Source organism: Methanobacterium formicicum (genome assembly GCF_029848115.1).
Lineage (GTDB): Archaea > Methanobacteriota > Methanobacteria > Methanobacteriales > Methanobacteriaceae > Methanobacterium > Methanobacterium formicicum.
Genome location: NZ_JARVXG010000044.1, coordinates 10,001 through 29,890, shown reverse-complemented (window position 1 = coordinate 29,890; position 19,890 = coordinate 10,001). Strand labels below are relative to the sequence as shown.

The 19,890-nt window shown below is 41.0% G+C and carries 22 protein-coding genes (1 of these 22 running past the window's edge); 11 read left to right on the top strand and 11 right to left on the bottom strand.

What is annotated here, in order from left to right; all coding sequences use genetic code 11:
* Positions 1 to 120 precede the first annotated feature (120 nt).
* The 4 genes from QC759_RS05205 to QC759_RS05190 all read left to right on the top strand — a co-directional run bounded on the left by QC759_RS05205 (position 121) and on the right by QC759_RS05190 (position 5,110).
* Positions 121 to 918 carry a DUF169 domain-containing protein gene (locus QC759_RS05205; RefSeq protein ID WP_048073456.1) on the top strand — a complete coding sequence of 266 codons (798 nt, stop codon included), beginning with the start codon at positions 121 to 123 and terminating at the stop codon, positions 916 to 918.
* Between the two features lie 152 nt (positions 919 to 1,070).
* On the top strand, positions 1,071 to 2,939 hold the full coding sequence (gene uvrC, locus QC759_RS05200; RefSeq protein WP_048073455.1) for an excinuclease ABC subunit UvrC: 1,869 nt from the start codon (positions 1,071 to 1,073) through the stop codon (positions 2,937 to 2,939).
* A 107-nt stretch (positions 2,940 to 3,046) separates the two neighbouring features.
* Entirely contained in the window at positions 3,047 to 4,324 is a 1,278-nt protein-coding gene (locus QC759_RS05195; protein ID WP_048073454.1) for a methanogen output domain 1-containing protein, read from the top strand.
* Between the two features lie 75 nt (positions 4,325 to 4,399).
* Positions 4,400 to 5,110 carry an ATPase domain-containing protein gene (locus QC759_RS05190; RefSeq protein ID WP_048073453.1) on the top strand — a complete coding sequence of 237 codons (711 nt, stop codon included), beginning with the start codon at positions 4,400 to 4,402 and terminating at the stop codon, positions 5,108 to 5,110.
* A 195-nt stretch (positions 5,111 to 5,305) separates the two neighbouring features.
* Here the strand turns inward: QC759_RS05190 and QC759_RS05185 are convergent, their stop codons facing one another.
* The 4 genes from QC759_RS05185 to QC759_RS05170 all read right to left on the bottom strand — a co-directional run bounded on the left by QC759_RS05185 (position 5,306) and on the right by QC759_RS05170 (position 7,567).
* Complete coding sequence (locus tag QC759_RS05185) at positions 5,306 to 5,614, bottom strand: hypothetical protein (protein ID WP_048073452.1); 309 nt, start codon at positions 5,612 to 5,614, stop codon at positions 5,306 to 5,308.
* 151 nt (positions 5,615 to 5,765) lie between these two features.
* A complete protein-coding gene (locus tag QC759_RS05180) occupies positions 5,766 to 6,794 on the bottom strand; it encodes a M42 family metallopeptidase (RefSeq protein ID WP_048073451.1) in 1,029 nt (342 codons plus the stop codon).
* 67 nt (positions 6,795 to 6,861) lie between these two features.
* On the bottom strand, positions 6,862 to 7,083 hold the full coding sequence (locus tag QC759_RS05175) for a hypothetical protein (protein WP_048073450.1): 222 nt from the start codon (positions 7,081 to 7,083) through the stop codon (positions 6,862 to 6,864).
* A gap of 67 nt (positions 7,084 to 7,150) precedes the next feature.
* Complete coding sequence (locus tag QC759_RS05170) at positions 7,151 to 7,567, bottom strand: class III signal peptide-containing protein (RefSeq protein ID WP_048073449.1); 417 nt, start codon at positions 7,565 to 7,567, stop codon at positions 7,151 to 7,153.
* A gap of 308 nt (positions 7,568 to 7,875) precedes the next feature.
* Here QC759_RS05170 and QC759_RS05165 point away from each other — a divergent pair, with 308 nt between their 5' ends.
* The 7 genes from QC759_RS05165 (at position 7,876) to QC759_RS05135 (ending at position 14,954) form a co-directional block, all read left to right on the top strand.
* A complete protein-coding gene (locus QC759_RS05165; RefSeq protein ID WP_048073448.1) occupies positions 7,876 to 8,805 on the top strand; it encodes a hypothetical protein in 930 nt (309 codons plus the stop codon).
* A 5-nt stretch (positions 8,806 to 8,810) separates the two neighbouring features.
* Positions 8,811 to 10,910, top strand: a complete 2,100-nt coding sequence (locus QC759_RS05160; protein ID WP_048073447.1) for a hypothetical protein — start codon at positions 8,811 to 8,813, stop codon at positions 10,908 to 10,910.
* A gap of 13 nt (positions 10,911 to 10,923) precedes the next feature.
* On the top strand, positions 10,924 to 11,997 hold the full coding sequence (locus tag QC759_RS05155) for a hypothetical protein (protein ID WP_052660013.1): 1,074 nt from the start codon (positions 10,924 to 10,926) through the stop codon (positions 11,995 to 11,997).
* Between the two features lie 35 nt (positions 11,998 to 12,032).
* Positions 12,033 to 12,446 carry a hypothetical protein gene (locus tag QC759_RS05150; RefSeq protein ID WP_048073446.1) on the top strand — a complete coding sequence of 138 codons (414 nt, stop codon included), beginning with the start codon at positions 12,033 to 12,035 and terminating at the stop codon, positions 12,444 to 12,446.
* 8 nt (positions 12,447 to 12,454) lie between these two features.
* Positions 12,455 to 12,901, top strand: coding sequence for a peptidase (locus QC759_RS05145; RefSeq protein WP_048073445.1), 447 nt, complete (start codon positions 12,455 to 12,457; stop codon positions 12,899 to 12,901).
* A gap of 329 nt (positions 12,902 to 13,230) precedes the next feature.
* Positions 13,231 to 14,034, top strand: a complete 804-nt coding sequence (locus QC759_RS05140; protein WP_048073444.1) for a hypothetical protein — start codon at positions 13,231 to 13,233, stop codon at positions 14,032 to 14,034.
* Between the two features lie 236 nt (positions 14,035 to 14,270).
* Entirely contained in the window at positions 14,271 to 14,954 is a 684-nt protein-coding gene (locus QC759_RS05135; RefSeq protein WP_048073443.1) for a diphthine--ammonia ligase, read from the top strand.
* A 77-nt stretch (positions 14,955 to 15,031) separates the two neighbouring features.
* Here the strand turns inward: QC759_RS05135 and QC759_RS05130 are convergent, their stop codons facing one another.
* The 7 genes from QC759_RS05130 to pyrG form a co-directional block, all read right to left on the bottom strand.
* Entirely contained in the window at positions 15,032 to 15,421 is a 390-nt protein-coding gene (locus QC759_RS05130; RefSeq protein WP_048073442.1) for an RNA-binding domain-containing protein, read from the bottom strand.
* Complete coding sequence (locus QC759_RS05125; protein WP_048073441.1) at positions 15,411 to 15,998, bottom strand: AAA family ATPase; 588 nt, start codon at positions 15,996 to 15,998, stop codon at positions 15,411 to 15,413. Before QC759_RS05125 ends, QC759_RS05130 begins: the two co-directional genes overlap by 11 nt.
* Positions 15,999 to 16,757 carry a phosphopantothenate/pantothenate synthetase gene (locus QC759_RS05120; RefSeq protein WP_144405546.1) on the bottom strand — a complete coding sequence of 253 codons (759 nt, stop codon included), beginning with the start codon at positions 16,755 to 16,757 and terminating at the stop codon, positions 15,999 to 16,001.
* 130 nt (positions 16,758 to 16,887) lie between these two features.
* A complete protein-coding gene (locus tag QC759_RS05115; protein WP_048073440.1) occupies positions 16,888 to 17,784 on the bottom strand; it encodes a DUF2101 family protein in 897 nt (298 codons plus the stop codon).
* 115 nt (positions 17,785 to 17,899) lie between these two features.
* On the bottom strand, positions 17,900 to 18,322 hold the full coding sequence (locus QC759_RS05110; RefSeq protein ID WP_048073439.1) for a hypothetical protein: 423 nt from the start codon (positions 18,320 to 18,322) through the stop codon (positions 17,900 to 17,902).
* A gap of 126 nt (positions 18,323 to 18,448) precedes the next feature.
* Positions 18,449 to 19,609, bottom strand: coding sequence for an A24 family peptidase C-terminal domain-containing protein (locus QC759_RS05105; protein WP_048073438.1), 1,161 nt, complete (start codon positions 19,607 to 19,609; stop codon positions 18,449 to 18,451).
* A gap of 24 nt (positions 19,610 to 19,633) precedes the next feature.
* A protein-coding gene (gene pyrG, locus QC759_RS05100) for a glutamine hydrolyzing CTP synthase (protein WP_048073437.1) crosses the window boundary here: on the bottom strand, positions 19,634 to 19,890 show its 3' portion. Its footprint extends 1,357 nt past the window's final position; only the last 257 of its 1,614 coding nucleotides appear in the window; its start codon lies beyond the right edge, outside the window; the stop codon is at positions 19,634 to 19,636.

The following is a 19,890-nucleotide window of genomic DNA, read 5'->3' as shown; positions in this document are numbered from 1 at the left end:
GTTCGGATCAGTGGGGCATACCTTAGGGGATCCCAGGGTACAATAAAATACGATAGAACTTCAGGGTGGGGTTAATCATCCACCGGATGGTTATGCCCGATGTATTAGTGGGGATCAAACATGTTAAACACCGTTAACCAAATTGGAAAAGCTTTAAGAAGAGCAGGGAGACTTGAAACCACACCTTTATGTATTTACGGTCAGAATGATGTTCCGGAAGATGCCAAACCACTGGTTTCCATTGATTCCTGCGCTGCCAAAGCCCTGTTAATAGCAGCCACCAGGAAAACCCCTCCCCTTTACCTGGGCCACGATGGCCTTAAGGGAGTGTGTATGGGGGGCATAACCTGGCTGGGGTTTGCCCGGAAAATATCACCTTATATTCGTTATTTTGTATCCACCGGCCATGAAAACTTCAGGGGAGGCATGGCCGAGCATCTAAAAGCCAGTCCCGAGATATTCGACAAATTCAGAGAATCAATTGGTCCGATAACTGTACCGGGTAAGTATCTGGTGATAAGATCCTGTGAAGACTTCTCCCCGGATGAAGAAGGTACTGACTTGGACCTTAGATCGGTATTATGTTTTGGAACTGGGCAGCAGATAAGAAACTTGTGCAGTTTAATTCACTTTAGAACAGAAAACCCATTCAACTCCATAATAGCTCCTTTCGGCCCGGCCTGTGCCACCATGGTCACTTATCCTGCCCACATGGCTGAAAAAACTCCGGAAGGCACGGCTTTTATAGGGCCACTGGATCCTACTGGCAACCGCTGGTTCCCGGAGGAGTACATGGCTCTGGGAATTCCCCTGGACCTGGCTCGCTCGATGTACCAGGATCTGGAAGAGTCATTCATAGTTAAAAATCCCGATGTTGCGTATCCACAGGAAAGGGAGGATTTAATGCCAGAAAAATAGTTGGATTCTGCTATTTAAACCCGGTTTATGGGGTATTAAACCCCGGTCTCCATACCTATTTTAAACTGATTGACTAAAAAATGATCAAGACTACACACAGTTTACTTTTTAAGTGAATTATTTTTCAACTGATAACTAAAGAGGATTAGATTTTGTCGGCTACAATCAGCAACCCCAATGATTTACCAGAAAAACCGGGTGTTTACCTTTTTAAGGATGTTAAAGATGAGATTTTGTACGTTGGAAAGGCAAAATCCCTTAAAAAACGGGTTAAAAGTTACTTTAAAGAAGAAATTGAAGATCCCAAAACCCGGGTTTTAATGCGCCATTTTCACCACCTGGATTACCTGGTAACGGACACAGAAAAGGAAGCCCTTATTTTAGAATCTAACCTTATAAAAAAATATTTACCCCGATACAACATCCGCCTCAAGGATGATAAACGTTATCCCTACCTTCAGATAACTTCCGAAGACTATCCCCGCCTGCTAATCACCCGTTCTGTCCGGGAGGATGGTTCACATTATTACGGCCCTTTCACTGACGTAACCTCAGTTCGAAGCCTGTTAAAACTTTTAAAGCCCGTATTCCAGCTCAGAGATTGTAAACGTATGGATGGGCCCTGCCTCAATTATCAGATTGATCTGTGCCCGGCACCCTGCAGTGGTCAGGTTTCCCTGGAGGAGTACCATGAAAATGTGGGAAAGGTTAAAATGTTCCTGGAAGGTCGGCAAAAGGAGGTTATGAGCCTTTTACGGGAAGAGATGGACCAGGCAGCTAGAAACCATGACTTTGAAAAGGCAGTGGTTATTCGGGATCAGTTATTCTCCTTAGGGGAGGTAATGGAAAAACAGAAAATGGAATTCAACCGCAGCCTTGACCAGGATGTTATAGCCTCCTCTAATGATGGGGAAGTGGTGGTGGTAGTTGTCTTCCGAGTACGCCAGGGGAAGATCATGGGAAAAGAGGATTTTCTCATGGAAGGAGCCCAGGATTACTCCATCCCTGAGATATTAGCTGCTTTCATTAAACAGTTCTACTCTGGCCCCCGACAGGTGCCGGCAGAAATATTATTACCGGTGATGATCGAAGATAAGGATATTATTGAGAAGTGGCTGTCGGATAAAGTACAGGCAGGGAGCCCGGGTAAAGGGGATGAGGGGAACTACATTAATGTATCCTCTACTGGAAATGAGGAGGGTCAACTGGAAAACCACGGAGTAGAAAAAGATGCGGCACTAATTCACCTGAGGGTGCCCGAGGAGGGATTAGAGCATCGTCTGGTTCAAATGGTTACCAAAAATGCCAGTATAATTTTAAACCACCATAAACAGGCCAGAGGAGCATTACTTGACCTTAAAACCTACTTGAAAATACCCAGAATTCCCCGTCGCATAGAGGCCTTTGATATATCTAATCTGGCCGGGGAGATGGCAGTTGCTTCCATGGTAGTATTTGAAGATGGTAAACCATCCAAAAACCAGTACCGCAAGTATAAACTGGAAACACCAGGTCCAGATGATTATGGTATGATGAGAGAAGTATTAACTCGACGGTATGAGAAATTAAAGAGTAAAGGTGAAACTCCTCCAGATTTAATAGTGGTCGATGGGGGTCGTGGCCAGTTAAACGTGGCCACTGAAGTCTTAGATTCATTGGATCTGAAAACAGGAGTAATAGGCTTGGCTAAAGAGTTTGAACAGGTATTCATCCCTGAAGTATCTATTCCGCTTATTTTGCCGCCTAATTCACCTGCTTTGCATATATTACAGTATGTGAGAGATGAGGCTCACCGTTTTGCTGTGAAGTACCATAAAAACCTCCGGGATAAAAGGCTTAAAAGTTCCCTCCTGGATGAAATCCCGGGCGTTGGACCCAAACGTAAAATGAACCTCCTTAGACATTTTGGTGACTTAAAATCAATTCAAAATGCAAGTGAGGATGAAATAGCAGATGTAAAGAGCATAGACACTAATTTAGCGCGTAAAATTTACTATCATCTTCATCAAGGGAAGGATTAATCATTTTTATCATTATACTGTGCTAATTAGGTATAAACAATAATAAATCTTATAAGGTTTAAAACATAATGTAACTTGCAATAACTGTGATATGAATGGGGAATGGCATGTCTGAAGTTAAAATCTTGATTGTTGAAGATGAAAGCATAGTGGCCATGGATATTAAACACCGTGCTGAAGGCCTTGGTTATGAAGTCACGGCCATAACACCATCGGGGGAAGAAGCCCTGGAGAATGTAGTCAGTAACCGGCCAGATTTAGTATTAATGGATATTGTTCTTAAGGGTGAAATGGATGGTATTGAGGCTGCCCAAAAAATAAGGGATGCCTATGATATTCCCGTAGTATATTTAACTGCTTATTCTGATGAGAGGACCTTGAAACGAGCCAAAATCACCGAACCATTCGGTTACATAATCAAACCATTTGAAGACCGTGAACTCCACAGTGCAGTGGAAGTAGCCCTCTACAAGCATCAAATGGAGAGTAAACTCAAGGAAAGTGAAAAATGGTTATCTACTACCCTGGAAAGTATTGGTGATGCCGTTATTGCCACGGATAAAGAGGGTAAAATCAAATTCATGAATCCAGTGGCCAGTAATTTAACAGGGTGGGGTCCAGATGAAGCCATTGGCCAAACACTGTCTCTGATCTTCAGGATTGTACACGAAGAAACTGGTGCACCAGTTGATGATCCGGTGGTGAAGGTGGTTGAAAATGATTCTATTATCGATTTACCACACCCGGTTTTATTGATCAACAAAAATGGCTCAGAAATACCTATTGATGATAGTAGTGCCCCTATTAAAGATGAAAATGGGGGTATAATTGGTGTGGCTCTGGTTTTCCGTGACGTTACCCAGCGTAGAAGGGAAGCCAAGGAAAGGGAAGAGTTACTTAAGGATAAAGCTCGGGGAGAGCTTTCCAGTTTCATGGTAAGTGCCCTACCAGTATTTGCATCTAACATACCTCCTCAGGTTAGGGATAATATCGCCCGCAGTTTTGCCGACCGGTTTGAGAAAAACATGAAGCCCCGTTTCCTGGAGGAAATGGAGAAATGCCGGATAAATAGGGGAGATGAAGCTTTAGCTGATTCTAAGATGTTATTCCAATGCTACCTCTCATGGATTGGTGAATTCATGTCCAACCTGGGAATTGGAACTGATAGTGAGGTTGAAGGCAGAAAAGGTCATTTGAATTTTGATAGCTGTCCCTGGGCAAGTGAAGGAACTGTTAGCCCTATATTTTGTTTAATTTGTCGGGTGATTGTTATACGCAGTTTCACCTGGACTTCCCTCCACGGACATGCTGAACAAAGCCAGTGTCTTCTGGAAGGTAATAATAAGTGTTCATTTGAATTTACACTTTCATGGGATGATAGTTAATTAAATCATGGGATGATATTAACTTAATAAAATAATTACAACCGATTAAATATGGATTTAATTGGGGGTTTAATCTTGGAACGAATCAAAACAGGAATAGACGGAATAGATCAGTTTACAGGTGGACTTCCCCGAGGGAAAAGTATCTTACTCACCGGAGACGCAGGTTCAGGAAAAACCATATTTGGATTACAATTTGCCCTAACCAGTAGCAAACAAAACCTTAAAACAGTTTATATTACCACAGAAGAAGATTCAGATGATCTTTTTACACAGGGAGAAACTTTTGGTTGGGATATAAAATCTTTCACCGACAACGGTATGTTACGGTTCATTGAACTGGCTGGTGTCCGGGCTCGGGTAACTGAAGCCGAGATCAGTATTGATGTGGGGGCGATGAAGGGTAATTTCTCCAAATTCCTCAAAGACCTCCCTGAAGACACAGAAACAGTGGTAATTGATAACATTGGAAGTTACACAGCTAAACTCACTCCTTACGAATTCAGGGACCGTTTTGACCTCATGGTTTATGAATTGAAAAAACGCAACATAACGGCACTCATCATCCTGGATAGTGCAACCTCCCGTGAATTCAATGAAATAGCACTGTTCTCAGTTTACGGAGCCATAAAAGTTATGAAACGTGAAAATCCCTATACTGGCCGCCGGGAGAGGGTTATGGATATAGTGAAAATGAGAAGTACCAAAACGCCCACCCAGTTCATGACCTACGAGATCAATAACAATGGTATTGAGATTGTTTCTGGAATTGAAAATAAGGATTAATCTGGGGAAAATACTCACTTAGATGTGTGTAAACTGGTTGTAGTGTAAGTAAATATTTAATAATTCACTTATTTTTCCTTAATTCACTTATTTATTTTTAAAATTAGAAATAATAATATAAAAATGAATTATTAGAATGAATTAGTGAACTAAATCTTTTTTAATCCAATTTTATCTTCTTTATTTTCCAACAAATTATGCGTACTGGCGTTTGGAGTTGGAACTGGATGAAGAACCGGAAGGGGTTTCAATATAATTGTTCGCTCCATTGTTGGTATTGCTGGGAGACTCAGAACTGGAAGATCCATCACCTGAACTGCTGGAATCCACATTGCCAGTTGGTTGACTTGTTTGGGGGTTGGCTGTTGTGCTCTGTGGACTGGCTTCGGTATTCTGTTGGTTATTTTGGGTAGTATTTGTGTTGGAATCCTGTATGATTTTGTTAATGCCCACTGCTCCCAGAATCAACAGTATCATGAACATTAAAGCTATTTTTTGTTCCATAACCAATCCCTTTTATTCTTATGTTTTTAGCGTTAGGAAAGTTTTTATTTGAGGAATTTTATTTGGAAATCTCTTTTATTAAATGAAGATTTTATCTTGGAAACTATATTGTAGATAACTGTTAATCATTAAAAAATAAAATTATGCAGTGTTAAAGTCGGTTAAGCACTGCTAATATAAGTTTTACTGCGTTTTCCACATCCTTGATATTTACCACACTCACGGGGGTGTGGATGTATCGTGATGGTGGTGAAATTACTCCCGTGGGAATACCTTCTCTGGTGAGGTGAATGGCAGTGGCATCGGTGGTTCCTCCTTCACTGACCTCTATCTGGTATGGTATTTCCTCTTCCTCGGCAACCTGAATCAACAGTTCCTTAACCTGGGGGTGAGTGATAATTCCCCTTCCACTGGCATCGGTGAGTATGATACATGGTCCTTTACCTGCTTTGGCTGGGGCTTCTTCTTCCTTCATACCGGGATGGTCACCAGAGATAGTCACATCCAGGGCCAGAGCCATATCCGGATTGATACGGAAAGCAGCAGTTCTAGCTCCTTTGAGGCCCACTTCCTCCTGCACAGTTCCTACTCCGCAGATAGTGGCGTCGCTCCGGGCTCTTTTCATGACTTCCAGGAGAATGGCACAGCCCACACGGTTATCCATGGCATTTCCCATTACCAGATCATTTTTAAGTTCAGCAAATTTCTGTTTAATGGTGATGGGGTCTCCTACATTGATCATTTCCTCGGCATCTTCTTTACTGGAAGCACCGATATCAATGAACATGTTCTCGTATTCTACTGGTTTCTTCTTTTCAGCGGCCTTCATCCGGTGTGGAGGTTTACTTCCAATCACACCCAGTATCTTTTCACCATTACTGTGGATGTACACTTCCTGGTTAAGAAGCATCTGATCGTTGATTCCTCCCAGTTTGGAGAACTTGATGAATCCATTTTTATCTATATACCTCACTATAAGGCCGATTTCATCCATATGGGCGGCTAACATTACCTTTTTACCATCTGGTTTTCCTTTCTTGATGGCGATGAGGTTACCCATATTGTCCACGTCTAATTCATCCACAAATCCTTTTAACTCTTCCATCATTAAGTTGCGAACATTGTCTTCAAATCCAGATACTCCGGATGCATTGGATAGTTTTTCCAGTAACTGTTTCATATTTAAAACCTCTTAAATTAAAATAAAATGTAAGATCAGTTCTTAGAATCTGATTTTAATTGATTGGTTAAAATGATTTAATCAGAATTAAAACTCCGATTATTACCAGGATAATGGGTCCAGCCTGTTCCTGGAGGAAGCTAAGGGGTATGATTCCTAAATTTACACCGTACCATACTAAACCTATGGCAATAAAACATAAAGCGATGCCCAGTCCCCATTTGTTAATATTTCTCTTTTTTTTGGGTTTGGAACTTTCTGTTTTCTTTATTTTAAAGTCTTCTTCCATTTTTAATCCTCAATTTATTTTTGATCATATGTTAAGTAATGAATAAAGTTCAGGTAAGTGATTGTGATCATGATATTTTGATTAAATAATCATGTTTGGAAGTGTCGATGGTGAGAGTGTTGACCGTATTGGATACCGGGTCAATCTGACTGTTTACAGTGTAACCCGCAGATTCTATGGATTGCTCTACACCGCCAAGAATAGTCTGTCGTTGTTGTGGGGAAAGCCCAGTATTGGAAAGGAATATGGTGATGTTGATCTTTTCACCACTGGTCATATCTACTTTATTTACCCGGATAGGCATGGTGGTGGTGTTCATAATTCCTATTTCTGCAGAGGCATTGGAGGCACCCACTCTTACTGCGGTGGCAATGGTGTTCTGTTCACTTTGATCACTAACATACCAGGCGAAAATAAGTACAACGGCCAGTACAAAGCCCACTAATAGTATATATTCTGCGGAAAGTTGCCCTCTGCTATCCATAGTTATCATTTTCTAATTTTTTATATGTTATATCCTTTACATTATTATTATAGATTATGTTTTAAAAATAGTGGTTCTGGGATGATGGACTATTGATTGGTGGGCACTGCTTGTAGTTATTTTGAATTTTAAATATTGCCAGAGGTAGGGGGTTAAGATTAGTACTCGCAACAAAAGATTTATACCAATAAAATCATATTAGTTTATATTATTAAGACCATATTATAATGGAAGAAGAAGAGTTTCAGAAACTAATATTTATGAGTTGTTTATTTCATTTAATTAACGAGAATAGGGGAGTAAAGAAAGTGGGACTACTGGACCGTGATTCAAGGGGTTATGCTCTTTCCCTGGATTTATTACTTGCACTCATCCCCCTTACTCTGGTTCTGGGATTAGTGGCTGCGGATATGGATAACCTCATGTACCAGGTGCAGGATGTTGTTTATAGGGGATCAACCGAGCGAGTGGCTGCTGATACCATGAATGCTCTTTTAACTACCTCTGGGGATCCTTACGACTGGGAATCCAATGTTGTTGGTCTGAAAGTTCCAGGATTAGCTCGTTACGATAATGCTTCCCAACAACCCAAGAGATATTATCTTTTACCGTCTAAAGTGGGTAGTATAACTTCCTCGCAGATCCAGGGCCTGATGGGTGATCAATATGGTTATTCCTTGAATATTACTAGTATAAACACAGGAACTAACGTTTTACTGAGGGGGACTCGTTCTGATTCTTCTGTTGACCCTGCTGCTAAAGATGTGGTCCGTGTGGAACGAATCGTTTTATATTCGGCGTTTGATATAGTTTCTGATGCAGTTAATATCAGGGGTACCGGTACACCGATAGTAATCACTGCCAATGCCTTTCCTACTAATGCACAGTATAACAGTGTATTTGATTACTACGTTTATGTTAATAGTACCGGATTAACTTCTGTGACCTCTGCTTTTGTTGATATTAACAATGTGCGGGTTGTTAAATCGAATGATTTTAAAAGTGGGACAAATCCTGTTGTTAAATTAATTGATCCTGCTGTATATGGGCCAAATGTTCTTTATAACCAGACAGAGTTAATGGATAATGTAGTGACTGTACAGCTGCAAGGTAGCCCCACAGATAAGATGAATGTTTATATTCTTCAAGTTCCTAAGGGCACACCGGCCAGTGAAATAAGTTTAACTGGTGCTGACACATCAAAATTCAGGGCGATATTATATGTTTGGGTTAGGTGATTGGGATGGATGATAAAGGTTTTATATTCACTGCTGATGCAACACTGGCTTTAGTGGTGGTGATAGTTTTTACAGCATCACTTGTGGTCTACGCATTATTACCCGTATATCAGGGACAGGATCACCAGCATCTACAGGCCCTGGCTGACAGTGCACTGGCCACCATGGAACAGGATGGAACACTCCGGGATGCTGCAGTGTACTATGCCAATAACAACTCTACTGCTGCTCAAAGTCTCCTTACAAATTCTTTGAACTCTATACTGCCCAGTGATGTTAGTTATAAGATGACCATGAACGGTTACACTCCTGAAGCAATTAACACTCGTGGGCGGGATTATGCAGTGTCTACTGATGTTGCCACGGGGGTTAGAGTTATTTCTGGACCCCGCGAAGGATGGTTAGGTCGTTCCTTTTATAATATTAAAGAAGTGGGCCTTACCCGTCAGGATACCAATGTAACCACCACCCTATGGAATTTCCATAATTGGCTCTCTAATTTTGATCCATGGCATAATCCGGATCCATGGAGTAATACGAATTACCTCCCTGATTACCCTTATTGGGGTTCTAATGGGGGTAGTTCATATCAGAATATAGCGTTTTCTGTTCCTAATTCTACCACAGGGACGGTTAATTGGGCGAGATTCATTATAAATTCTGCTAATAAAAATTATGGCAATGCATACAGTGCTGGTGTCAGTATCAATAATCACAATTACCAAGTCCAGCAAAGTCAGTTCCAAAATCTCTACTCTTATAGTAATTACCGATTCTATAATTATCCAACCTTGATTAATACCAATGATCTGACTCCGGGTACTCAAAACAACCTGCATGTTTCGTATGGTAATGTTGATCACTACAGTGATATGGCCTGGTTTTCATTGATTGCCAATTATACGGTTAGTATGGTGGTTCCTCAGGGTGTGGTTACCAAAAATTTCTACTTCCCTGATAGTGCTGGAGCTGCATACCCCTATAATGGCCTTACTGACAGGAATAGGCGGGTAAGTGGTATTTCCTACTCATTTAATGGTGGTTCAGTCCCTTTCACACGAGTACCTAACAAGATTTATAGTTGGGCTGATTATAAAAACAATCACAATTATGGTCTGGAAAATTCTATTCCCTTTGTATTAAGATCTCCTCCTGGAAATTCTGCGGCTTCTGCTGTTGCTATCCAAAAAGATATTGATAACACTGATGCGGGAACTATAAAAGATGCATATGTGACTTTGAACCCTTATGGGGCTGTGGATGGGGCTATGGTGGAAGTATATAGGCCCCAATATAACCGATGGGATACTGTATTCCAATCAAATCTTAATACGGCGGATTACGGTACTGATTATGGTTATGGTAATTTACCAGGAACTATCAATTTAAAAGATTACATGGATAAGGGTCAGGTAAATAAAGTTAGAATAACTGTATGGGATAATGTTCCTTCACAGGGAGGTTCCGATTATGATTTTGTGGGACTTACCAACTGTTATGCCGTGGTCAGCTCCAGTAAATTACCGGTCCAGTGGGATGAATACGCCACAGTAAGTGATCAAAGTAATACTAACCAGATTCAAAAGAGTATAACCTACAACATTGGTTCTAATAATACGAAGGAGGCATATTTGTTCTTCTCAGGGGGTTTAGATACCAAGAATGTCCAGGTAACCTATGATTCTGGTGAATTACTTTACAACGGGGCAGCTCCGTACCTGTTAAATCTGGGTGAACTGGATGCTGCTGGACCTCATAAAATGACCAATGGAACTGTTTCCAACCACACTTATATCCCTGCTAATTATACCATCAGGGTAACAGTTACTTCTGGTGAAGGTTGGGAGTCTGGTGACGGTTATGCGGAGATATTTTCAGGTACCCGTGTGGCGGTGATCTACCCTGCTTTGGAGCATGCTGTCTGGAGTACTTCTTATGCCAACACTGCCCAGCAAGCTATTGACCAGGCTTACCAGATACTGGTAGATAACTTGCACGATCAAGGATTTGATACCTTAGACCCGAATTTGGTCTATAATGAATCCATGTACACTGGTGATTTACCTAACTCCATCCCTGTACGTTTAGATTTATGGACTCATTGATTTGGTGATTTATATGGATGAAAAAGGCTATGTCTTCACACCGGCAACCCTGTTATTGCTTATTCCAGTTATTATCGTAGCCATAGCTTATTCTGGAATTTTGAATGAACTAAATATGGCCTCCAATGTGGTGATTGGGGGGGATGTAACTTCCACCACGGCTTTGAATGTTTTCAGTGCAATGGAGAAGGGTACCAGTGATGCTGGAAGAAGTGCTGCTTTTAACACTACCCGAAAGGTTATTGATGAACACAAGTTTTTCCCTAACACGGGTAATGAATCATCTAGTAAGGCCTACATAAAGGAACGTATACTTTACACTATGAATGATTATATTATACAGAGTTGTCAAGATATGGAAGTGCAGACTGGGAGAGAAATATATCTAAACGGTGAATCAGTAACTAGCTCCACCACCCAGCTGATTTACCCCGAGGATATCACCATCACCCAGGAAAACCCCTATGGATTTTATGTCACCATCCGGGGAGGTATACCCATCAGGGTAACCCAGAAGGATCAGTTCTATGAAGGTGTCACCCCCACCATAAAGGTACCGGTGAGTATCCAGGGACTGGAAGATCCCTACATTTGGCTTAACACCAATTACCTGAACAGTAATCTGATTTTCAGTTATCCAGAGTACAAGGAGGGTGCCATTAATCCCTACAACTTTGATCTAACTGTTGATAAACCCAACCACAGAATTCAATTTTTATGGGATTGTTTAAATGGAACCGGTAACCCCAGTGATATCGGTAACCGTCCTTACTATTTCCCTGATGAACACGGTCTAAGTTTCTTTGATAGGCTTGAAAACAGGACTAACACCACTTCAACTGCAGCACCCAATGCACGTTTCAGTTCTTTCATAATTGGCGACCCCTTGTATAATTATCATAATACCAGCTATGTTTCCCGACTGGATCACGAGTATTTTACCTACTCTCCCTCCGATCCCATCCCTGTAACTGACATTAAGATAAAATATACTGGTACTGATTATTCATTTGCGGATCCTACTGGAACTACCTTCTATATTTCCACTTATTACTTGAATTATTTCCAATTAAAAGCCAATTACTGATTTAGGCTAAAATCAATTTAGTAGTAAAGATAAACATGAAGTTAGATGATAAAGGAATGGCTACAGCTGAATTATTATTCGTTACCTTAATTGCTTTAGTCATCATAGGGTCTATGTTAAGTCTGGTGAGTAATGAGATTAATCAGCAACAAATTGGAGATCTGGGAGAGCCAAGAATGGCTGGAGAAAACATAGCTGCAGCATTGAACACGGTTTATAACAACGGTCATGGATATTCTGTTACCATTCATTTGGATCCTGATCCCTCCTATGATGCCCTGATTCAAAGTGCAGGTAATTCCAGTAATCTGACTATTTTTACCAGTGGTAAAAATGTAACCATACCCATTATACCCAAACGATTTAATAGCACCTATACTCTTAGTAGTGGTAATAACTATCAAATCTCTAATGTAGATGGTACTATTTATATAATTAAATTGGTGTAGGTTTATACATGAATTTAAGCGATTTAGTTCAATATCTAAAGGATTTCTGGAATGATGGTTGGGAGAAAAAGGCCCTGATTGTGATGGGGGTAGTAGTGCTCATCATACTGGTTTATGCTTACAATCCGTTCTATGCCCGAACCAACATCACGGGTAATGCGGATTCTCAGATTGCTCCGGTTACACCGGTTCCGGTAACCACGCCTAACACCGGTACAGTTAGTTCCAATAATTCCACCAACTCCAGTAATAATGTTAACTATCTGATTACTGAGGAAGAGGCCAAAAAAATTGCACTGCGGGGCAATAGTGGTTATCGAGCCGGGCAACCGATACAGGGGACAGTTGTTGTTAATCAGACCACAACAGTGGTTTGGATAGTCCCCATAACCAAAGCTTCCCAATCTAAGAATGTTTACGTGGATGTGAATACTGGAAAAATAGTAGAAGTATAATTCAACATCCCTTTTTTGTATTATTTTTCTCTTTCCCTTTTTAGGGGTTTTTAAGGTAATTTTTCCGAGCATCACCTTATTTTTGCAAGGATACCTTCTTTCCCATTAATGCCCCTAAAATTTATAGGTTCACACCTTACTTTGCTAATTTTTACATCTTTTTCCATCTTAAAATACAAAAGATAAATATACTGTGAAAACTCATTTTAATCAGAATACCTAAACAATGTACATTCTTAGAAAGGTATATTGTAGGTGGGAATATTATGCCAAAGCCCGTAGGGACTGGGCAATGATTGATTTAGTTGAATTGAAGCAGAGATGAAAACATGGAAACCCTATTTGTAATCATAATGATCATACTATTTTTCCTGCTCATGGCTTTTGTATTCTCCGCTGCACTTCTCACACCATTGATCGGTAAAAAAAACTTTTTATTTGTCATTGCTTTGGGATTTGTGGTGGGTGTAATCGGTGGTGCATTCTTCATAGCCCCGGTCTACGATGATCTCCCGGATATGGCCCGGGCAGTTTACATGTCCACCAGTAACCAGCAGGAAACCATCACCCTTAACATTTCCACAGACAGTGACGTTAACAAGGCCATTGAAGATGTACGCAATATCCCCGGAGTTCAGAGTGTGGAAAGTGGAGAAATAACCGTTAAAACAACGGGTATTGGCAATGCTTGGAAGAGCAGTTTGGAGTCCCGTATAACCACCGCCAACACCAACATAACCTCGGGCAAAGTTATCTCCGCTGACACCATGATGGTGCAGTTAAAACCCGGAAGTGACCCCACCCAGGTTATTAAACAGCTAAAAAGCTGGATGGTCTTAATCAGTGGTATAGACATTAAATACAGCATTGTCCAGGTTAAATTAGTGGTCGATGCATCTAAGGTGGATGAAGTGGTTAAACAGCTCCCGCAGGGAGAAGTGGTGGTAACTGAGATCAACGGACCCGTGGAAAAGGAGATCCAGAGCCTGAAAAACACACTCCCCGGTAAGAACAACATAATCCTATTCTGTGGATTCCTAGGGGTGCTGGTGGGATTAGTGGGAATGTTCATAGACACCATAACCCGGGGCATACGTGGCATCCGAGATCGCTTACGCCAGAAAGGTGAATAAACAGGCCCACTCATGGTCTTTCTTTTTTTCACCACATATTTTTTAACCAATACTGGATGGTTCATTCCCAGTACAAGGTGGTTTATTCCCCATAAAGAGTGGTTCATTTCCATTGGTTCATTAATTTACATGTAACCGTAGGGCCAAAATATATTTGTTTTTAAAATGGGAAGTTTTAAACCTTAGAATAAATCTCAAAAAGTTAATTAAAGTGATAGGTAATAGAAGGTAATGATATGAAAGCAGCAGTACTTTTTTCCGGTGGTAAAGACAGCACTATGGCAGTTTACAAAGCTATGAAGGATGGTTGGACTGTAGAGTATTTACTCTCCATGCATTCTGAAAATCCCCACTCTTACATGTTCCATGTTCCCAACATACATCTCACCCAGTTACTTTCCCAGGCCATGGGGATACCCCTTATTCAGGCTGAAACCCCGGGAATGAAGGAAGAAGAACTGGAAGATCTCCGCAAAGCCCTATCTGAACTTAAAGATAAGGGCGTGGAGGCAATTTTCACAGGTGCTATTCATTCACAGTACCAGAAATCCCGTATTGACCAGTTATGCCAGGAACTGGGACTGGAATCAATAGCACCACTATGGCACCGTGACCCTCAAGAATATATGGAGGAGATCATTGAACTGGGATTTGAAGTGGTTATCACCAGTGTGTCTGCAGAAGGGCTGGATGAATCCTGGTTGGGCCGGGTTATCACCAGAGAGTTACTGGAAGAATTAAGGGGACTCCATGAAAGGTATGGATTGCACCTGGCATTTGAAGGAGGAGAAGCAGAAACCCTGGTAATTGATGGGCCCCTGTTTAAGAAAAAGCTTGAAATTTTAGACTCAGAAAAGGTATGGGATTTTGATAATGGACACCTAATAATCAAAGATGCACAACTGGCAGAAAAAGATTAAAAAAAAGGATTTTAAAAAAGATTTAAAAAAATAGGATATTCTCACTAATTTAAGGATAGAACTAAATTATATTAATCCTACTTTTTATCTTGTCCACACAACCAGCTGGTAAACTTTTCTACATTTTCAGTACTTATCTTAACTTCAATCTCTCCCAGGGGAGAAAGATCATCTTCTACCAGGTTAACCATACCTGCAAATGCGGCTTGCTTACTCAACTTCAACGTTATGACCTTTGAATCTTCACTCCATCCTTTGAGGATCATTTTACGGGCAGTTTCTCTGATCTTTCTTTTTTCAAGGAATTCCTTAAAGGGAACGAGACAGGAAGTGTCTCCAGTGACAGTAACACTATCTTCGCCTATAACTATGTCCGCATAATGGAATACATTGGATAAAGATTCTATGATCTTGTCTAGATCCTCCGTAGGATTGACTGTGGCCCTAGCAACTACTTTACAATTCATTTTTAAGAATACCCCTTACTGTGTTTTTTAGCTTCCCCTTAGCACCTTCATTAACCACCATGAAATCTGCACTGGCAATTACCTCACCAATACCAAATTTTAACTCCCTCTGATCTCTTTTAAGTGCTTCCCTGGTTTCGGCAGAGTCATCGGATCTCATTCTCTTCCGTAGGCGAAGGTAACGGGTTTCTGGTGCAGAGTGTATGGCAATAACTTTAAAATCAGGGAAGTTATTTTTGAATATTTCTACCTCCCAGGGGCTGCGAATCCCTTCAATAAGAACCATAGAAGGGTTAGAAGCTGCTGATTTAGGGGATGATGGGGGTTTTTTAGAATTAAGTTTTTCTTCGGGGGTTGAAAGGTTTTTAATGTATGTTACACACCTTTCGGCTATTACAAATTTACCAAACTCCTTCCGCAGATCTACAGCTACCTTTCCGGGTGATTCGTTCCTTTTATGGGCTTCGTCACGGATAACATCTCCCATCCGCACCACCTTCATTCCCAGGTTTTCCGCCACCCTGGAAACCACACTCTTACCTGATCCCGGCATTCCGGTAACACCAATTACCTTCATTTATTTACCATCCTTTTCCAGATACTGTGCAATTAGCTGCAGTGAACTGTCAATATTCCGTTGGTTATCAAATTCATGGACAATTGCTTCCAGTTCATCAACCCGACATCCCCTCAACTTGCTTATCTCTTCAATTATAAGGGGAATAGCTCGAACCACATTGTCCACAATAGTTATGGATGAAGTTTGAGCAGTTCGAGACAGAGGATTGAGATCAATAGTTATAACTGTTTTACCCAATGCCACCAGTGCTTCGGCCCGGTCTCCATCTTCCAGTGGAACCAGTACCACATCTGCCCGGTGCACACCTTCCGGGTGGGCCCTGGACCGTGGACCTTCCAATCCTTTTATAGGGAAGTAATCATCCTCTTCTTTACCCAGGATCTCCGTGGCCCCGGCCTTCTTTAAAACTTCCTCCACCTTCATCACCCTCTGTGGTGTGCGGTAGAATAAATTGATTTCTACCTTAGCCGGCAGGATCCGGGCTAGTTTCACCATATCCTCGGCAGCCAAAACAGCAGTGTTCCCATTAACTGATAAAACTGGATTTTCAGCCAGTAGAAGTGCAGCACTTGCCGCTTTAATGGCATTTAATGCGGGGAGGTTTGTTTTTTCGCCTAAAATATAGTCAAAGGCCTCACCCCTGCCATGGGCAATAAGAGCGGTGTCGGCCAGTATTCCTTCCTGGTAAGCCTTGGCCATTTTATCCCTTAAAAGAAGGGACTGGTAACGGGGATGATGGGGGGACATATCATGCATAATTAGTACTCCAGTATTCTTTGTGAATTTTTTATAAATAATATAAATTAGTCTGTTTATGAGATTAAATGCATTTTCTTACCCTGAGAAAAATTATTAAATAAATTATTTGAATCAAAAAAATGGGGATTTATACCTTGTTAACAGTTTCCATAATACGTATTGGTTTGTTACCACTGTTACTGAATATCTTCTTTTCAGTCTTTAACTTCACTGTATCGCCATCCGAGGCACCGTAATCATTTTCCACCACGTATATATCGGGTTTCACATTGGACCGTATGTCATACTCCACCTTTACGTAGGCCATCTTCTCGCCAGTTTCAATTACCACTCCGTAGGTGAAGTCCCGGTGGTATCGTATTCTGAAGAGAAGGTAAACTACGGCCACGGCGACAATAGCAAAGATAAGGATGGTTAGGGATGGGAAGTAACTCAGTGAAAAGGCAGTCACCAGGGCGGAATTGTTGCCTACGGTAACTAGGATGATACCCACTGCCAGGTACATCAGGAAGAAATCTCTGTAAGCAGGAAATTCTGAACCGTACATGACTTTAACCCGGTTAAACAGGAGATAAATTATATAACCCGCTAGTAAAACTCCTAAAATTCCATAAACAATAATGGATAGGAAGTTAAACAGGTATATCACGGATAAAATTAAAAATCCTGATGATAAGAGCTGGAGACGGAATATGGTGTCTTCCTTTTCTTTAGAGGTGAATGGTGTGGATATGAGTAGGACGTCAGACGGGGATGATTGTGACGTTTCAGTGGTTTCTGAATTGTTTTCAGGAACTTTTCTTTCTGAGGGAGGGGTTGGGGCACTTTGGTAGTTTTTGGTGTCCAGGTTGTCCTTCACTCGGGATACTTTTTCATTAAGCTTTTCTGTGTCGATTTTATCTTTAATCTGTCCACGGTCAATGTTACGTAGTTTTTGGGGAATTTTGGGTATAGACAGGATAACTGCACCCAGAATTGAGAAAAATCCAATTATCAAATCTCCAAATTTACTGAACACTCCCATAGTATTACCACTCTAATTTTCCTAATCGTAAATTAAAATATCTATTTTTTAAAATATCTAATTTTCCTCATTGGTAAATTAAAATAAAAACCTTAAGTTACCTGTTTTTAGTTGATTAATGGCTGATGGTGATGGCTTTATTACCGACAACCCAGTTCACAGTTACCGTGCTCCATCCCTGGTTGAAGTTGGCATTATCAAAGGTAACATTGTAGTTAAGGTCTGAATTGACGTATTTTGTTTCGTTTCCAGATAGAGGAACATTCATTCCAATGTTTTGGGTGTTGTTACCTTGTAAAACTAGATTTAAGGGTATATAAACATTCACAGTTCTTTTTGCCCCGGGGCCATTGGCATAAACGAGATCCACAGCATTAGCTATGTTTTGGATCGCATTTTTAGCATCAGATGCTCGGGAGATATCCATGGTAGAATTCACAGAACTACTCACCAGTGGTATGGTAACACTGGCCAGAATAATTAGGATCACTACAATTAGTAGCAAATACTCCACTGATGCTTGCCCTTTCTCTTCCATTTCAATCACTACACTTTTCTTAGTTATGAATATGACTAAGGATTAATATAAATATTGGTACTATTCCTGGTCCGAGTAACAAAACATTAGTGGGTCTGGTTTCAACTCGGGGCATCTTTTTGTTGTTCACAGGATCCAGATAAGTATCATCTGTATTATTTGAACTAGATCTCCAATGAATAGGGATATGATGAGTCCGATCAAAATTGAGGGGGCGAAAGGAACTCCTTTTTTAATCTTGAATTCATTTGGGATCTTATTTTCCTGCTTCAATTGTTTTAACAGGTTAATATCATCGTCAGTTAAGCCTGCCGCCAGGGTGCCCACCAGACGTTTACCTTTAGGGGCGGTGACTATGCTGGGGTCCCTTTTTTTAAAGGATTCCTTTACCTTTTGGGTGAAACTCTTATCATCCACAAAGATTTCATCATCATCCTGCTGGTACATATTGTAAGCAGGTATCATTCCTTCCCGGAGTTTATCCAGGGGAACATCATCCTGTAAAGCCTTTCTACTCACAGAAGTCAGGAGTTTCACCACGGTTTCAATGATAATAATGGAGACAAACAGGATAGCCATACTAACAATGGTTATCTGGAAGTTATAGAAAAGTGCAGCCACCGTGACCAGGGATACAACCACGGCCTTAACCTGATTGGGTAGTTTGGATATGAGCAGGGAGAGTAAGTAGATCAAGATTAAGGATATCAGTATAATCTGTAAATGTGTCTGTTGGGTAATAAACAGGGTTATGTTCACAGCAGAGGTTATTACCAGGGTCAATACGATATTTTTACGGTAGTTTTTAACTGGAGCTGTTAGTTCACCCACCAGATGTCGCTTATCTTTGGCTACAATGTAAATGACATAGATCAATAGGAAAGGCAGAATAGACAGGATACTGTTAATGATCACGGTTAAGGGAAAGGGATAAATTCCCAGAACTGGGAATGGCACCTGAAATAATTGATAGGATATCAGTAAGGGATTGAAGGGTAGAAGTGCGGCCAGGGCAGTGAAGAGTTTAACATCCCCTCCAGCCCAGGCACCCATTTTCCACAGCAGGTAGCCCAGTGCAAATATTATCCCGGTAACCACGGCACAGACCACAATGATCCAGACTTCGCCCATTAAAATGGCATAAATCCCATTCAAAACTAATCCAATAGCAATGAGGGGGAAAGTCAACTTATTGGGTATGATTCCACTTTTAAGATCAGAGTAGCTGGCGTACAGGCAGGCCACTATGGCCACCATAGCAGTGATCAGGGGGATATCAATGTACATTTGATTCCTCGGTTTTTATGCCCTTTAATTTCCTGATTTCTGCTTATGGTTTTCCAGTGCCGCCTTTAAAAATGATACAAAGATGGGGTGGGCACTGTTGGGCCTGGATTTGAATTCAGGGTGGAACTGACAACCTAAAAACCAGGGGTGATCCGCCAGTTCAATCATTTCCACCAGGAAATCATCGGGAGATGTTCCGGAAATAATCAATCCTTTTTCCTTTAAAACATCCCGGTAGTCGTTGTTTAATTCAAAACGATGGCGGTGTCGTTCACTGACTT

Coding starts and splice junctions, on each gene's coding strand:
- QC759_RS05110 (WP_048073439.1), bottom strand. CDS start 18,322: ATGGAAGAGAAAGGGCAAGCATCAGTGGAGTATTTGCTACTAATTGTA.
- QC759_RS05135 (WP_048073443.1), top strand. CDS start 14,271: ATGAAAGCAGCAGTACTTTTTTCCGGTGGTAAAGACAGCACTATGGCA.
- QC759_RS05185 (WP_048073452.1), bottom strand. CDS start 5,614: ATGGAACAAAAAATAGCTTTAATGTTCATGATACTGTTGATTCTGGGA.
- QC759_RS05160 (WP_048073447.1), top strand. CDS start 8,811: ATGGATGATAAAGGTTTTATATTCACTGCTGATGCAACACTGGCTTTA.
- QC759_RS05205 (WP_048073456.1), top strand. CDS start 121: ATGTTAAACACCGTTAACCAAATTGGAAAAGCTTTAAGAAGAGCAGGG.
- QC759_RS05115 (WP_048073440.1), bottom strand. CDS start 17,784: ATGGGAGTGTTCAGTAAATTTGGAGATTTGATAATTGGATTTTTCTCA.
- QC759_RS05175 (WP_048073450.1), bottom strand. CDS start 7,083: ATGGAAGAAGACTTTAAAATAAAGAAAACAGAAAGTTCCAAACCCAAA.
- QC759_RS05145 (WP_048073445.1), top strand. CDS start 12,455: ATGAATTTAAGCGATTTAGTTCAATATCTAAAGGATTTCTGGAATGAT.
- QC759_RS05180 (WP_048073451.1), bottom strand. CDS start 6,794: ATGAAACAGTTACTGGAAAAACTATCCAATGCATCCGGAGTATCTGGA.
- QC759_RS05105 (WP_048073438.1), bottom strand. CDS start 19,609: ATGTACATTGATATCCCCCTGATCACTGCTATGGTGGCCATAGTGGCC.
- QC759_RS05155 (WP_052660013.1), top strand. CDS start 10,924: ATGGATGAAAAAGGCTATGTCTTCACACCGGCAACCCTGTTATTGCTT.
- QC759_RS05170 (WP_048073449.1), bottom strand. CDS start 7,567: ATGGATAGCAGAGGGCAACTTTCCGCAGAATATATACTATTAGTGGGC.
- QC759_RS05130 (WP_048073442.1), bottom strand. CDS start 15,421: ATGAATTGTAAAGTAGTTGCTAGGGCCACAGTCAATCCTACGGAGGAT.
- QC759_RS05120 (WP_144405546.1), bottom strand. CDS start 16,757: ATGCATGATATGTCCCCCCATCATCCCCGTTACCAGTCCCTTCTTTTA.
- QC759_RS05140 (WP_048073444.1), top strand. CDS start 13,231: ATGGAAACCCTATTTGTAATCATAATGATCATACTATTTTTCCTGCTC.
- QC759_RS05195 (WP_048073454.1), top strand. CDS start 3,047: ATGTCTGAAGTTAAAATCTTGATTGTTGAAGATGAAAGCATAGTGGCC.
- QC759_RS05150 (WP_048073446.1), top strand. CDS start 12,033: ATGAAGTTAGATGATAAAGGAATGGCTACAGCTGAATTATTATTCGTT.
- QC759_RS05125 (WP_048073441.1), bottom strand. CDS start 15,998: ATGAAGGTAATTGGTGTTACCGGAATGCCGGGATCAGGTAAGAGTGTG.